The organism is Streptomyces sp. NBC_01298, assembly GCF_035978755.1.
In the GTDB taxonomy this organism is placed as follows: Bacteria; Actinomycetota; Actinomycetes; order Streptomycetales; family Streptomycetaceae; genus Streptomyces.
On the sequence record NZ_CP108414.1, the window covers coordinates 6,475,223 to 6,488,338 of the forward strand.

The window sequence follows — 13,116 nt, forward strand, 5'->3', positions numbered from 1 at the left end:
CCCCGAGGGGAGCCCCGGCCCGCCCGGCGGCATCAGCCGATCTTCCAGAGCGTGAGCGTGGTGACGTAGTCGGGCATGGGGCCGTAGGTCCCCTTGCTCGGGTCCTGGATCACGTCGGTGATGCGGATCATCGCCAGGTTGTTCTCACTGGTGACGGTGCACAGCACGGTGCCCTTCGTGATCGTCTTGCCCTCCTTCAGCTCGACCCTGCCCACGCTGGAGGTCAGGGTGTTGGTGGCGACGGCCTCGCGGCACTCCTCCGGCGTGGTGCCCGGGCTCTTGCCCGCGGCCGTCAGGAAGCGCAGGTCGGCGTCGCCCCAGTTCTGGTAGGTGAGCTCCATTCCCTGGGTCTTCCCGATGGCTCCCTTCGGGAAGATCTGCGGAGCGTCCAGGTCGACGTGGGTTCCCGTGTTCCCGGAGGGCCCGCGCAGGGTGAAGGGCTTGTCCTGGAACACGGGGGTGTACGCGGCCTTCGGCGGGGCGGAGGCCGAGGGCGAGGTCTTCGGCGCGGAGGGGGCCTTGGCCGGGTCCGAGGGCTCGGGAGCGGCCGGGGCCTCCTGCCCGGCGGCGGGCGTCTTGGCGCCGTCCTCGGAGCCGTCCTCGTCCAGCAGCCAGACCGCGCCGGCGCCGGCGAGGACGGCCAGCACCAGGGAGGCGGCGATGAGCCCGCCCCGGAAGCCCTTCGGCGCCGGAGCGGGGGCCGGAGCCCGATTCGGGCTCGGACCCGGGGCGGGCGTCGGGCGGTTCGGCCGCGGCGGCCCCGCGGGCCGGGGCGGCGCGAACGCCGTGTCCGCGGCGTGCACCCCGCCGAAGGCACCGGCCGTCCCGGTACCCGCACCTGTACGGGCGGGGCCGAAATCACCGGCACCCGCACCCGCACCCGCGTCCGCCACCGTCGGCGTCGGCGGATTCTCCGCCGCCCGCACCCGGCGGGCGATCTCCTGCCCGACCGGCTCCGGGAGCCAGCCGTCGAAGTCGTTCAGCGGTCGCCCGGCGAACAGTTCGCACATCGCGGCCAGCTCGTCCGTACCGATCCGCTCCGCCGGGTCCGCCGTCAGGCAGCGCTCCAGCAGCGGCTTCAGTTCGGTCGGGTAGCCGCTCAGGTCCGGAGGCAGCCGGTCGGTGTTGGCGATCCGCACGCCGAGGGCCGTGGCCCCGCCCTCCCCGTACGGGTGCCGCCCGGTGGCCGCGACCGCGGCGATGAGGCCGACCGCGAACAGGTCGCTCGCGGTGGTGACTTCGGCGCCCAGCGCGTGTTCGGGGGACATGTACTGCGGAGTGCCGATGACCCCGCCGGTGCGGGTGAGCTGCGTGCTGTCGGTGGCCCGGGCGATCCCGAAGTCGATGACGTACGGCCCGGCCGCGCCGAGCAGCAGGTTGGCGGGCTTCAGGTCGCGGTGCACGACGCCCGCGGCGTGGATGGAGCCGAGGGCCCGCGCCGTGCAGCCGATCAGCTGGAAGACGGCGGGGAGCGGGAGCGGACCGTAGGCGCTCAGGGCGTCGTGCAGCGACAGCCCCGGTACGAACACCGAGGCGAGCCAGGGCGAGGCGCCCGTGGTGTCGTGGTCGAGGACCGGTACGAGGTGATAGCCCTGCACCCGGCGCGCGGCCCGCACCTCCTGCTCGAACCGGCTGCGGAAGTCGGGGTCCTGCCCGAACTCCCGGCGGATCAGCTTCAGCGCGACGGGCTGCCCGCCGCGCGTGTGCGAGAGGTAGACGGTGCCCATGCCGCCCTCGCCGATCCGGGCGATCAGCCGGTAGCCGGCGGTCTCGCGGGGGTCCTGGGGCTCAAGTGGGGCAAGTACGCTGCCGGTTCCGATGGTCACGACGGAAAAGCCTACGTCAGGGACCCCGGCTGATCAGCACGGATGTGCGAGGAAATCCCCTTTGTGGAGGCCCGAGTTGGACCGTCCGACCTCCGACCTCCGACCTCTTCTGGTCCGGCCCGGGCCCGTACTCCCCCTCGCCAGTACGGGCCCGCCGCCGTTCCGGTCAGGGGGCGTACTTGTACCCGACGCGGCGCACGGTCTGGATCGCGCCGCGGTGGGCGGCGCCCAGCTTGCGGCGCAGCCGTGCGACGTGGACGTCGACCGTACGGCCGTCGCCGACGTGGCCGTAGCCCCAGACGGTGGTCACGAGCTGGTCGCGGCTGTGGACCCGGTGCGGGTGTGCGACCAGGTGGGCCAGCAGCTCGAACTCCAGGTACGTCAGGTCCAGGACCTCGCCGTCCACCTCGGCGGTGCGCTGCGCCGGGTCGATGCGGACCAGGGCGTCCCCGGTGACGGCCGCCGCGCCCGGGGCCGGGGCGGCGGGAACGGACTGCGGGGAGAAGGCGATCGGCGGCTGCTGGTCGGCCGGTACGAGCACCAGGTAGCCGACCATCGGCGGCTGGCCGGGGAGGCTGGGCAGGGTGTGCGCGGGGGCGGGCAGCCAGGTGGCGCCGGGCGGCAGGAAGTCCACGACGCGCGCCACCTCGTCGCGGTCCACGGCCCGCAGGCGGTGGCGCGGACTGGGCGGGAAGCTCGGGTAGGTCAGGGGAGAGGTCGCAGCGGAGGCGGCAGAAGCGAAGGAACGGGTGTTAGCCATGAGTGGTCAGCTCTTTCACGCGGAGTGGTCGGCAGGAGACGTACGGAGAGCGTCGTCTTGTGTCGTACCGCGCAGACCGAAGGCCTGGGGGAGGTCGGTTTCGAGGTCCCGGAGGCTTTAGAGGGCCGGCGCGTTCTTCGCGCGGCAACACACCCGGTCGAAATCGTGGTCCTGACGGGAAGGCCAGAACGGCTCGAGGTCGCTGCGACCGGTCGAGGTGTGCGAGTAGCTGGCCATGGCCCCATTCAAGCAGATGTGACGGCCCCGGGGCAGACCCCGTCTCACCCTATGGAGCGGAATCCCATATTCCGTGATCACGGCATGAACGGACCATTGCAATCCCGACAAACCGTCACCCGCCCAGCGGTCCCCGCCACTCCATTCCGGTCGACCCGTATCGCATCGTGAGCGGATCCGTCCCACTGCCCACGGCCCACGGCCCCGGCCCCCGGACTAGGCCTGGAAGCCGTCTGACATCCAGTCCGAGGTGTCGCGGTGGCGGCTCAGTCCCACGGCGTCGAACTCGTCCTCGCCCAGGCTCCTTCGCGCTCCCAGCCGCCGCAGGGCCTGGGAGATGGGGCTGACCCTTCGCGCGAACACGGCATCGAAGACCTCATCGGTCATCGGCAGGAGCGACAGGCCCTGGCCGAGCGGTACCACTCGGGACCCGGGGACCTCCCGCGACGCGGCGCGCAGCACCTCGTCGCCCGCGATGACCGCCTGCAATGCGTAACCCACTCGGAGCCCCCCAGATGGTCGGAGCCTCATCCTGCCGGACGGGCCGCGCATGAACCCAGGTGCCTCCCGGCCCCGGGATCCCACCGACACCACGGCGCCCGCCCTCCCCGGGGGGAGGACGGGCGCCGTGGTGGTGTCAGGGGTGGCCGGCCGGGTCAGACCAGGCCGTCCTTCTCCAGGGCGGTGCAGCAGGTGTCCGTGATGAGGCGGGTCACCACGTACGGGTCCACGTTCGCGTTCGGGCGGCGGTCCTCGATGTAGCCCTTGCCGTCCTTCTCGACCTGCCACGGGATGCGGACCGAGGCGCCGCGGTCCGAGACGCCGTAGCTGTACTCGTTCCACGGGGCGGTCTCGTGCAGGCCCGTCAGACGCTCGTCGATGCCCGCGCCGTAGTTCTTGACGTGGTCCAGCGGCTTGCTGCCCTCGCCCAGCGACTCGGCGGCGCAGATGATCGCACGGTAGTCCTCGCGCATCGCCTTCGTGGAGAAGTTGGTGTGCGCGCCCGCGCCGTTCCAGTCGCCCTTGACCGGCTTCGGGTTCAGCGTCGCGGAGACGTTGAAGTCCTCGGCGGTGCGGTAGAGCAGCCAGCGCGCGATCCACAGCTGGTCGGAGACCTCCAGCGGGCCGACCGGGCCGACCTGGAACTCCCACTGGCCGGGCATGACCTCGGCGTTGATGCCGGAGATGGCCAGGCCCGCCGCGAGGCAGTGGTCCAGGTGCTTCTCGACGATGTCGCGGCCGAAGATCTCGTCCGAGCCGACGCCGCAGTAGTAGCCGCCCTGCGCGGCCGGGAAGCCGTTGACCGGGAAGCCGAGCGGGCGGGTGCCGTCGAAGAAGGTGTACTCCTGCTCGATGCCGTAGATCGGCGCCTGAGCGGCGAACTTCTCGGCGATCGGACGCAGCAGCGCGCGGGTGTTCGACTCGTGCGGGGTCATGTCGATGTTCAGGACCTCGCACAGGACGAGGACGTTGTCGCCGCCGCGGATCGGGTCCGGGCAGGTGAACACCGGCTGGAGTACGCGGTCGGAGGCGTGGCCCTCGGCCTGGTTGGTGCTCGAACCGTCGAAGCCCCAGATCGGCAGCGCGTCGCCGTCCGCCATGATCTTGGTCTTGGAGCGCAGCTTCGCCGTCGGCTCGGTTCCGTCGATCCAGATGTACTCAGCCTTGTAGCTCACGGGCCCCATCCTTCGGTGCGTCGCTCCGGCGCAGACTCTGCGGGTGCTGCGCTGCGTCCTGCGGATCGCGTACGGCGGTTCACGTCCCTGTGGCTCGCGTACTGCGAATTCGTTCTGCGGTGTTGACCGCAGAGTGCCCGCTCGCGATTTCTCTTCCGTTGCCCGTGTGTGAACCCCGTGTTACCGAGGTTTACGCCGCAGGTGGGCGTGGTCGAGAGGGTTGGCGTTCGGGCACCCGTCCGGGTGGGGCAGACTGAGCGGGTGAGCATTTCGTACGATGTGACGCCCGCCGGAGATGCCGCCGCAGAGGCCGCTTCCGGGCCCCGCCCCCGGGTCGGGCTGCTGGGCACCGGCCCATGGGCCCACCGCACGCACGCCCCCGCCCTCGCCGCGCATCCCGGCTCAGAGTTCGTCGGAGTCTGGGGCCGGCGCCCCGAAGCCGCGGCCGAGCTGGCGCGCGAGTACGGGGTGAAGGTGTACGAAGACCCCGACGCGCTGTTCGCCGACTGTGACGTCGTGGCCTTCGCCCTCCCGCCCGACGTGCAGGCCCCGCTCGCCGTGCGCGCGGCCGCCGCCGGCTGCCACCTCCTCCTCGACAAGCCCGTCGCCACGACACCGGCCGACGCCCGCGCGGTCGCCGCGGCCGTGGCCGAGCACCGGGTCGCCTCCGTCGTCTTCCTCACCCTGCGCTTCGCCGAGCCGACCGCCGGCTGGGTCGAGGAGCAGGCGGAGCGCACGGGCTGGTTCACCGCCGCCGCGCACTGGCTCGGCGCGGTCTTCCCGCCCGACGGCGAGCCCAGCGCCTACGCGGACTCGCCCTGGCGCAAGGCCAAGGGCGGGCTGTGGGACGTGGGCCCGCACGCCCTGTCCGTACTCATCCCGGTCCTCGGCGACGTCACCGGGGTCAGCGCCACCCGCGGCCCCGCCGACGTGGTGCAGCTGGCCCTGCGCCACGCCTCCGGCGCGGCCAGCACCGCCGTGCTCAGCCTCAGCGCCCCGCGCGCGGCCGCCGGGGTGGGGCTGGAACTGCGCGGGACCGCGGGCGTCTTCGGCCTGCCGGACTGGAGCAACGTCCCGGGGGCGTACGGCCGCGCCCTGGACGCGCTCCTCGCCTCGGCCCGCACCGGGGTGCCGGACGTACGGGGGGCGGAGTTCGGAGCCCGGCTGACGGAGATCCTGGCGGAGGCGGAGGCGCAGCTGCCGGAGTGAGGCCGCCTCGGAGGGGCCCGCCGTCGTCGCGCGCCGCTATTTGATGACCGCGTTGGCCGCGATGATGGCCAGCCCGATCGTGGCGTCGGCGACCCCGATGAGCAGCGCCGAGGCGAGTTTGTAGCCGACCCTGAGGGCCACGAAGGCACCCCAGGCGAACAGCATCGCGGTGTTCACGCCCAGCCCGACGGCCGTGACCGCGTGCGAGTCCCAGTCGGCGAGTCCGGCGACGAGCAGGAGCAGGACCGTGGGCAGGGTGGCCGCGATCATGGGCCACTCGTTCCACAGCGCCCGCCCGAGGATCCGCCACCGGTGACCGGCGGAGCCGGCCTGATGGGTGCTCATGTGGTGCGAGTAGCCGTGCGCGAGCCCGGCCGTGGCGGCGGTGACGAGCACCCAGCTGGCGTCGTAGAAGGGGGTGTACTCCCCGCCCTTCTGGTCGAGCGCCGCCAGCAGTCCGGACGCGAGCACGGTCCCGTACACCCCGCCGAACATCCAGTCGGCGCCGCGCCGGGGCGGGGGGAGCGGGGGGAGCGCGGACACCGGGAGGCCCGGCGCCGCCGGTGGCGCCGGAGGCTCGCCGGGCGTGGTGGGCCGCGGGTGCTGTTGCTCGTTCACTACGGATCCTTTGGTGCGGTACATCCCCTTTGTGCCGGCCTCACCCTACGAGGCGCGGGATGGGGCCGGTGTGAAGGCTGCGACGGGGCGCCGTGAAGGTCCCGACGCGGCGGGACCGCGACCCGCGGGACCGCGACGTGTCGGAGCGAGGCCCATCCCGTCGGCGTAGCGGCGGAATACCGTGGATCGCGGGCGACTTGAACCCCGCATGGCAACTCTTGGACTCATCGGAAGCGGCAACATCGGAAGCACCCTCGCGCGGCTCGCCGTGGACGCGGGGCTGGACGTGGTCCTCAGCAACTCCAGAGGGCCGCAGACGCTGGACGCCCTGGTCGCGGAGCTCGGCCCGCGGGCCCGGGCCGCCACCCCGGCCGAGGCGGCCGCGGCCGGCGACTGGGTCGTGGCCACCATCCCGCTGGGGCACTACCGCGAGCTGCCCGCCGACGCGCTGGCGGGCAAGGTCGTCCTCGACACGCTCAACTACTACCCCCAGCGGGACGGGGTCTTCCCCGCCCTGGAGGCCGAGGAGACCACCACCAGCGCGCTCGTCCAGGAACACCTGGCCGGGGCGCAGGTCGTCAAGGCGTTCAACAACATCTACTTCAAGCACCTGCTGGCCCTCGCCCGCCCGGCCGGCTCCCCGGACCGCTCGGCCCTGCCGATCGCCGGCGAGGACCCGGCCGCCCGCGCGTCCGCCACCCGCCTCCTCGACCTGCTCGGCTACGACGCGGTCGACGCGGGGGAACTCGCGGAGAGCTGGCGCCTCCAGCGCGACACGCCCGTGTACGTGCTCCCGTACGCCGAGGACCTGTCCCGTCCGGGCGGCCTCCCCGAGGACCCGGGGACCGTCGCCGACGCGGCGGCCGTCCGCGCCGCCCTGGCGAAGGCGGTCCGGCCGGCGGGCTCCGCCGGATGAGGATCCTGACGGTCGGAGCCGGCGCCGCGGGCGGCTACTTCGGCGCGCGCCTCGCCCGGGCGGGGGAGGACGTCACCTTCCTGGTCCGCCCCCGGCGGGCCGAGGTCCTGCGGGCGCGCGGACTGCGGGTGAGCGGGCCGGGGGAGGAGATCGCGTTCGCCCCGCGGCTCGTCACCGCCGACGCGCTGGAGGGGGCGGATGCGCCGGAGGGGGCGGGTCCGCGGGAGGGGGCCTACGACCTCGTCCTGCTGTCCGTGAAGTCCACCTCCCTCGAAGCGGCCGTCCGGGACCTCGCGCCGGCGGTCGGTCCCGGGACGGCGATCCTGCCCCTGCTCAACGGTATGGCCCACCTCGACCACCTCGCGGACCGGTTCGGGGACGCGGCGGTGCTCGGCGGAGTGGCCAAGGTGGTTACCACCCTGAACGAGCACGGCGACATCCTCCGGATGGCCCCGCCCACCGTGGTGCTCACCGGCGAACGCGACGGCCGTCCCTCGGAGCGGGTGGACGCCATCCGCGCGGTGCTGGCCGGTGCGGGGATCGACAGTCCCGAAGTACCCGACATCGTCGGCGCCATGTGGCACAAGTGGGTCTTCATCACCACCCTGGTGGCGGTGACCTCCCTGGCGCGCGGAGCCGTCGGCGAGATCAACGCCGTGCCCGGCGGGACCGGGTTCGGCCTCGCGGTCCTCGCCGAGGCGGCCGCGGTGTCGGCCGCCGCCGGGTACCCGGTCCCGGAGCCGGAACTCGCCTTCACCGCGCGGACGCTGGCCGCCCCGGACTCGCCGCTGACCCCGTCGCTGTACCGGGACCTGCTCGCCGGGCACCCGACCGAGGTCGAGCACGTGCTCGGCGACCTGTCCGCCCGGGCCCGCGGTCTCGGCGTCCCCACCCCGTTCCTGGACCTCGCCGCACTCCAACTCCGGGTCCATCAGACGCGGGTGACGGCGGGGGAGTAGGACGGCCGACGTGCGCCGTCCGTGCGGCCGGCCTCAGGGCCGGTCGCACGGACCCCTTCAGGGTGGCCTGGGGGTCTGGTCAGGGTGATCACCGATGGGCAACGCGCGGTGGGTGGCGGACTGTTGGTGTCAGAGCCCGTCGAGTCGCCTCCTCCAGGAGCCACCGATGAACGCACGCCCCCGCACCCTTCGCCGGATCGCCGTCACCGGCATCGCCCTGGCGGCCCTCACCGTCGGCGCGGGCGCTCCCGCCGCACTGGCCTCGCCCGGTGGGCCCGGCAGCTCCGCGTCGGCCACGGTCCACGGCCCGGGGGCGGCCGCCCATGACCCCGCCGCGCTGCGGGCCCTGCTGGCGTCCCTGCCCGACGAGGTCTCCACGGGGGCCCTGGTGCGGCTGTCCGGCGCGGGGCAGCGCACACCGTGGACGGGTACCGCCGGGCCGGTCGCCGCGGACGCGGACATCCCGATCGGCAGTGTCACCAAGCTGTTCACGAACGCCCTGGTGCTGCGCTCCGTCGCGGAGCACCGGATCGAGATCGACGCACCCGTGCGCCGCTACCTGCCCGACCTGATACCGGACGCCTATGCGGCGGTGACCGTACGGCAGCTCATGGACCACACCGCCGACCTGCCGATGCTCACCAGCGAGTCCGCCGATCCGCGCACCATGGTGCTCGACACGTTCGCGGCGGACGCGGCCGCCCGGCCGGACCGCATACCGGCCCCGGGCACGGTCCAGCAGTACAACGGGACGAACTCCTTCGTCGCCGGCCTGCTCGTGGAGCGGATATCCGGCCGGACCTACGAGGAGGAACTGCAGCGCGCCATCGTGCGCCCCCTGGGGCTGCGCCAGACCCGGATGTCGGCGGATCCGCGGATGGCCAGGTTCTGGGCGGAGGGCGGCCTGGACTCCACCGCGGCCGACCTGGACCGCTTCATGGCCGCGCTGCTGGGCGGCCGGCTGCTGCCGCCCGCGCAGCAGCGGCACCTGTACGAGGTCCCGGACGTGCCCTACGGCCAGGGGAAGAACTGCCTCTCGGGGAAGGCCTGCTTCAGCGCGGCCGGCCTGATGCGCTACGAGACGGGCGACACCGTGGTCTGGGGCAAGACGGGCTCGGGCCCCGGCTGGTCGACCGGCGTCTTCGCCACCGAACAGGCCGGCCGCCGGCTCGTCTACGCCTTCAACCCGAAGCCCGGCGCGTCCAGGGACCAGCAGATCGATCGCGTCGTGCAGTTCGTGAACGCGGGCTTCGCGGACCAGCCCGGCACGGCCTAGGCCCGGGAGCCCGACGTGCGGGAGAGGGCTTCGCGGACGGCTTCGTCCGAGCGGGCCACCAGGGCCGTGCCGTCCTCGGCGGTGATGATCGGGCGCTGGATCAGCTTCGGGTGCGCCGCGAGGTGGCTGATCCAGGCGCCGCGGGACTGCTCGGTCTCCTCGCGCGGGAGTTCCCGGACGCCCGTCTCCTTGGCCAGCGGGTCCGAGGTGCGGGTGATGTCCCAGGGCTCCAGGCCCAGCCGGCCCAGGACCTCGCGGATCTCAGCCTCGGAGGGCACGTCCTCCAGGTAGCGGCGGACGGTGTACTCGGCGCCCTCCGCGTCCAGCAGGGTCAGCGCGCTACGGCACTTCGAGCAGGCGGGATTGATCCAGATCTCCATGCCCGAAATCTTAGCCAGGCGTCGTCTGGCCAGGTCCTTTGTCAGTGGTCGCCGGTAAAATTCAAGGAGAAGGACAGGACGCCAACTTGCCTTTGGGAGGCTGTAGATGGCCACTGCCATGACCCTGCACACCATCGAGCCCGTCAAGAAGAAGCCGCTGCCGGCGGGGCTGCCCCGGGAGTGGTACGAGAGCCACAACCGGCGGCTGAAGGCGATGCGGCTCGCGATATCGCTGCTCGACTCCGGCACGTATGACGTACAGCGCGCCACCAACCGCAAGATCCGCACGATGGCCGTCCGGACGGGCATCCGCCGGCCGTCGAACGTCACCTGCAAGATGGTCCGCTCCTTCATCCGCGACGCCGGGTAGGCCTCAGCCCGCCTCGGGGACCTTCGGGAACCTGAAGCCGTAGCCCTGCTCCTTGAGCCACGGCAGCAGCTTTTCGAGGGCCTCGACGGACTGGGAGCGGTCGCCGCCCCCGTCGTGCATGAGGATCGTCGGCCCCTTGGTCTTCAGCTGCTCCTGCACGGCGCTGACGATCTTGTCCGCGCCGGGCCGGTTGAAGTCGCCGGGGTCGACGTTCCAGCCGAGGTTGGCCATCCCGCCGCGGGCGGCGATCTCGCGGCTCTCGGGGGTGAAGGCGCCGCCGGGGGCGCGGTAGTGCCAGACGCGGGCGGAGCCGCTCGCCTCGTCGATCATCCGCTTCGCGTCCATGATCTGCTTCTCCTGATACGCCACGTCCTTCTTGTCCATGGCCGTGTCGTGGCTGACCGCGTGGTCGCACAGCCGGTGGCCGGCCGACACGATCTCCTTCACCAGGTCCGGGTGCCTCTTCGCGTTCGGCCCGGTCAGGCAGAAGGTGGCCTTCGCCTTATGGGCCTTGAGGAGTTCCAGTGCCTTCGGGGTCCACCTCGGGTCCGGGCCGTCGTCGAGGGTGAGGTTGACGACCTTGCCCCCGTCCGCGGCGGCGCGCGTCAGGGCCGAGCCCACCTGGAGCGGGGCGGGGGCCGCGATCTGCTGGTTCTTCGCCGAATCCGGTTCCGCCGCCGCGTCTTCCCCGGCGAGGCCGACCACGATCGAGCCGGTGATCAGGGCGACGGCGCCGGCCGCCGCGATCACCGCCGTGATCCGTTGGTTGTGCTTGTGCGGTGCGCGCATCGAATGGGCCTCGGTTTCCGTGCTCGAAGGGCTGGAAGACCCGAGCAAAACACGGAAATTAACCCAAATGGGTGCTTGCTGGCGCTTGTCACCGTTTGGTCATGTGATCAGTACGGCGCGGTCATCCCACGCGTCATGCCACGCGTCATCCCACGCGTCATCCCACGACCGGAGCAGGCCCGTCGGTGCCCCGCTCCGCGTCCAGGGACAGCACCAGCAGGGCCACGTCATCGCGCGGCCCGCCCCGGGTGAAGGACCGCAAGTCCCGCCACACCGCCGGGGCCAGCCCCGCCGGATCGTTCGCCAGGACGGGCACGCGCGCGGCCAGCGGGTAGAAGTTCCCGGCGACGTCGCGGGCCTCCGTCACCCCGTCCGTGTACATCACGAGCCGGTCCCCGGGGGCGATCCGGAGCTCGGCCGGCGCCGCCGGGGTGGGACCGGCCAGGCCCAGGCCCAGCGGGGGCCCCGGGTCCACATCGACTTCCGAGACCGTGCGACCCCGTAGCAGCAGGGGCGGAGGATGCCCGCACGACACGATCCGTACGAGGTCCAGCCCGGGCGGGAACTCCAGCAGCACCGCCGTCGCGAAGAGCTCCGCGTGATCCACCGACTCGGCCGCCGAGTCCGCGAGCAGCCGCCGGTCCAGCCGGGCCGCCACCGTCGTGAGCTCCGCGTCGTCCAGCACCCCCTCCCGGAAGGCGCCGAGCAGCGAGGCCACGGTGCCGACGGCGGCCAGGCCGTGGCCCTGGACGTCGCCGATCAGCGCGCGCACGCCGTAGGGCCCCACCCGTACGTCGTACAGGTCGCCGCCGACCAGGGTGCCGTGCTGCGCGGCCCGGTAGAGGCCCGCGCAGCCGACCGCGCCGACCCGTTCGGGCACGGGCGGCAGGACCGCGAGCTGCGCCGCCTCCGCGACGGTGCGCACGCTCACCAGCTGGGCGTCGCGGCGTTTTCGGACCCAGGCGACCACCACGCTGAGCAGCCCGATCACCGCGACGGTTCCGAGGTCGGAGCCCTGGGCGTGGGCGATCCCGAGCGAGGGCAGGCCGATGAGGACCAGCACCACCGCGGCGAAGACGGCCGTTCCGGTGGCCCCGTAGGCGAAGGCCGCCACCGGGGGGAGCCCGGCCAGGAAGTAGCCCAGCTCGACGTCGCCGGGGGTGATGCGCTGCACGAACACGAGCACGACGAGGGCCACCGCGGGCGCGAGGCGGGCCCAGCGCGGCGGCGGCGCCCCGCGCAGCCAGCCCGGCTCCTCGCGTCGGCGTCTCACCCCTCCACCCTGATCCCGGCGCCGAACGCGCGCACGCCGGGTGGCTCCTTCCGGCGGCGCCCGCGACAGTGGGGGCGTGACGGATGCGGATGGTGCGGCGGGACAGAGCGCGGCGATGAGCACACGGCTGAACTGGCTGCGCGCGGGGGTGCTGGGCGCGAACGACGGGATCATCTCCACGGCGGGCCTGGTCGTCGGCGTCGCCGGGGCCACGACCTCGCGCACGGCGATCCTGGCGGCGGGCGTCGCCGGGCTGCTGGCGGGCGCGCTGTCGATGGCGGCGGGGGAGTACGTGTCGGTCAGCTCCCAGCGGGACTCGGAGAAGGCGGCGCTGGACCTGGAACGGCGGGAGCTGGCGGAGTCGCCGCAGGAGGAGCTGGAGGAACTGACGGGGCTGCTGGTCGGCAGGGGGCTGAGCGAGTCGGTGGCACGGGAGGCGGCGGAGCAGCTGACGGAGCGGGACGCGCTGCGGGCGCACGCGCGGGTGGAGCTGGGGATCAACCCCGACGAGCTGGCCAACCCCTGGCACGCGGCGCTGGCGAGCCTGGTGGCGTTCACGGTGGGGGCGCTGCTGCCGCTGCTGGCGATCGTCCTGCCGGGGGCCTCGCGGCGGGTCCCGGTGACGGTGATCGCGGTCCTGCTCTCCCTCACCCTGTGCGGGGTGATCAGCGCCCGCCTGGGCGGGGCGCCCGCCGCCCGGGCGATCCTGCGCAACGTCACCGGCGGCGCCCTGGCCATGGCGGTGACCTACGCGGTCGGCACCTGGCTGGGCACGGCCACCTGAGGGATCGACCTCCACGCCGTGGGGCGCACGGCACGCGGTGGCG

Annotated in this window: 14 protein-coding genes; 6 read left to right on the forward strand and 8 right to left on the reverse strand. The window is 73.2% G+C overall.

Features of this window, described 5'->3' with window-relative positions; genetic code table 11:
- Positions 1–32 precede the first annotated feature (32 nt).
- From OG730_RS29430 to glnII, 4 genes are all read right to left on the reverse strand, one after another.
- On the reverse strand, positions 33–1,826 hold the full coding sequence (locus OG730_RS29430) for a protein kinase domain-containing protein (RefSeq protein ID WP_327307064.1): 1,794 nt from the start codon (positions 1,824–1,826) through the stop codon (positions 33–35).
- Positions 1,827–1,992: 166 nt separating this feature from the next.
- Positions 1,993–2,586, reverse strand: coding sequence for a winged helix-turn-helix domain-containing protein (locus OG730_RS29435; protein WP_327307065.1), 594 nt, complete (start codon positions 2,584–2,586; stop codon positions 1,993–1,995).
- 453 nt (positions 2,587–3,039) lie between these two features.
- Complete coding sequence (locus OG730_RS29440; RefSeq protein WP_327307066.1) at positions 3,040–3,324, reverse strand: hypothetical protein; 285 nt, start codon at positions 3,322–3,324, stop codon at positions 3,040–3,042.
- Between the two features lie 155 nt (positions 3,325–3,479).
- On the reverse strand, positions 3,480–4,499 hold the full coding sequence (gene glnII / locus OG730_RS29445) for a glutamine synthetase (protein WP_250743581.1): 1,020 nt from the start codon (positions 4,497–4,499) through the stop codon (positions 3,480–3,482).
- A 279-nt stretch (positions 4,500–4,778) separates the two neighbouring features.
- On the opposite strand from glnII, the gene OG730_RS29450 reads away from it, so the two are divergent.
- A complete protein-coding gene (locus OG730_RS29450) occupies positions 4,779–5,708 on the forward strand; it encodes a Gfo/Idh/MocA family protein (RefSeq protein ID WP_442815220.1) in 930 nt (309 codons plus the stop codon).
- A 36-nt stretch (positions 5,709–5,744) separates the two neighbouring features.
- Here the strand turns inward: OG730_RS29450 and OG730_RS29455 are convergent, their stop codons facing one another.
- Positions 5,745–6,326, reverse strand: a complete 582-nt coding sequence (locus OG730_RS29455; protein ID WP_327307067.1) for a hypothetical protein — start codon at positions 6,324–6,326, stop codon at positions 5,745–5,747.
- Positions 6,327–6,534: 208 nt separating this feature from the next.
- Between OG730_RS29455 and OG730_RS29460 the strand changes: the two genes are divergently transcribed.
- The 3 genes from OG730_RS29460 to OG730_RS29470 all read left to right on the forward strand — a co-directional run bounded on the left by OG730_RS29460 (position 6,535) and on the right by OG730_RS29470 (position 9,477).
- A complete protein-coding gene (locus tag OG730_RS29460) occupies positions 6,535–7,242 on the forward strand; it encodes an NADPH-dependent F420 reductase (RefSeq protein ID WP_327307068.1) in 708 nt (235 codons plus the stop codon).
- Positions 7,239–8,201: a 2-dehydropantoate 2-reductase gene (locus tag OG730_RS29465; RefSeq protein ID WP_327307069.1), complete on the forward strand. Its 963-nt coding sequence runs from the start codon at positions 7,239–7,241 to the stop codon at positions 8,199–8,201. The genes OG730_RS29460 and OG730_RS29465 overlap by 4 nt, the downstream gene beginning before the upstream one ends.
- A gap of 166 nt (positions 8,202–8,367) precedes the next feature.
- Positions 8,368–9,477, forward strand: coding sequence for a serine hydrolase domain-containing protein (locus tag OG730_RS29470; protein ID WP_327307070.1), 1,110 nt, complete (start codon positions 8,368–8,370; stop codon positions 9,475–9,477).
- On the opposite strand, the gene OG730_RS29475 is transcribed toward OG730_RS29470, so the two are convergent.
- A complete protein-coding gene (locus tag OG730_RS29475) occupies positions 9,474–9,857 on the reverse strand; it encodes an ArsC/Spx/MgsR family protein (protein WP_327307071.1) in 384 nt (127 codons plus the stop codon). The genes OG730_RS29470 and OG730_RS29475 overlap by 4 nt on opposite strands.
- Positions 9,858–9,963: 106 nt before the next feature.
- Here OG730_RS29475 and OG730_RS29480 point away from each other — a divergent pair, with 106 nt between their 5' ends.
- Positions 9,964–10,227: a hypothetical protein gene (locus OG730_RS29480; RefSeq protein WP_327307072.1), complete on the forward strand. Its 264-nt coding sequence runs from the start codon at positions 9,964–9,966 to the stop codon at positions 10,225–10,227.
- A gap of 3 nt (positions 10,228–10,230) precedes the next feature.
- Here the strand turns inward: OG730_RS29480 and OG730_RS29485 are convergent, their stop codons facing one another.
- Positions 10,231–11,016, reverse strand: a complete 786-nt coding sequence (locus OG730_RS29485) for a polysaccharide deacetylase family protein (protein WP_327307073.1) — start codon at positions 11,014–11,016, stop codon at positions 10,231–10,233.
- A gap of 157 nt (positions 11,017–11,173) precedes the next feature.
- On the reverse strand, positions 11,174–12,289 hold the full coding sequence (locus tag OG730_RS29490; RefSeq protein ID WP_327307074.1) for a PP2C family protein-serine/threonine phosphatase: 1,116 nt from the start codon (positions 12,287–12,289) through the stop codon (positions 11,174–11,176).
- A gap of 115 nt (positions 12,290–12,404) precedes the next feature.
- Here OG730_RS29490 and OG730_RS29495 point away from each other — a divergent pair, with 115 nt between their 5' ends.
- Positions 12,405–13,073, forward strand: a complete 669-nt coding sequence (locus tag OG730_RS29495; protein ID WP_327309474.1) for a VIT1/CCC1 transporter family protein — start codon at positions 12,405–12,407, stop codon at positions 13,071–13,073.
- Positions 13,074–13,116: the final 43 nt, after the last annotated feature.

What these genes read in the sequence shown, in the direction of transcription:
- OG730_RS29460 (WP_327307068.1), top strand. Translation starts at nt 6,535, where the DNA reads ATGGCAACTCTTGGACTCATCGGAAGCGGCAACATCGGAAGCACCCTC.
- OG730_RS29475 (WP_327307071.1), bottom strand. Translation starts at nt 9,857, where the DNA reads ATGGAGATCTGGATCAATCCCGCCTGCTCGAAGTGCCGTAGCGCGCTG.
- OG730_RS29435 (WP_327307065.1), bottom strand. Translation starts at nt 2,586, where the DNA reads ATGGCTAACACCCGTTCCTTCGCTTCTGCCGCCTCCGCTGCGACCTCT.
- OG730_RS29480 (WP_327307072.1), top strand. Translation starts at nt 9,964, where the DNA reads ATGGCCACTGCCATGACCCTGCACACCATCGAGCCCGTCAAGAAGAAG.
- OG730_RS29495 (WP_327309474.1), top strand. Translation starts at nt 12,405, where the DNA reads ATGAGCACACGGCTGAACTGGCTGCGCGCGGGGGTGCTGGGCGCGAAC.
- OG730_RS29470 (WP_327307070.1), top strand. Translation starts at nt 8,368, where the DNA reads ATGAACGCACGCCCCCGCACCCTTCGCCGGATCGCCGTCACCGGCATC.
- OG730_RS29485 (WP_327307073.1), bottom strand. Translation starts at nt 11,016, where the DNA reads ATGCGCGCACCGCACAAGCACAACCAACGGATCACGGCGGTGATCGCG.
- OG730_RS29465 (WP_327307069.1), top strand. Translation starts at nt 7,239, where the DNA reads ATGAGGATCCTGACGGTCGGAGCCGGCGCCGCGGGCGGCTACTTCGGC.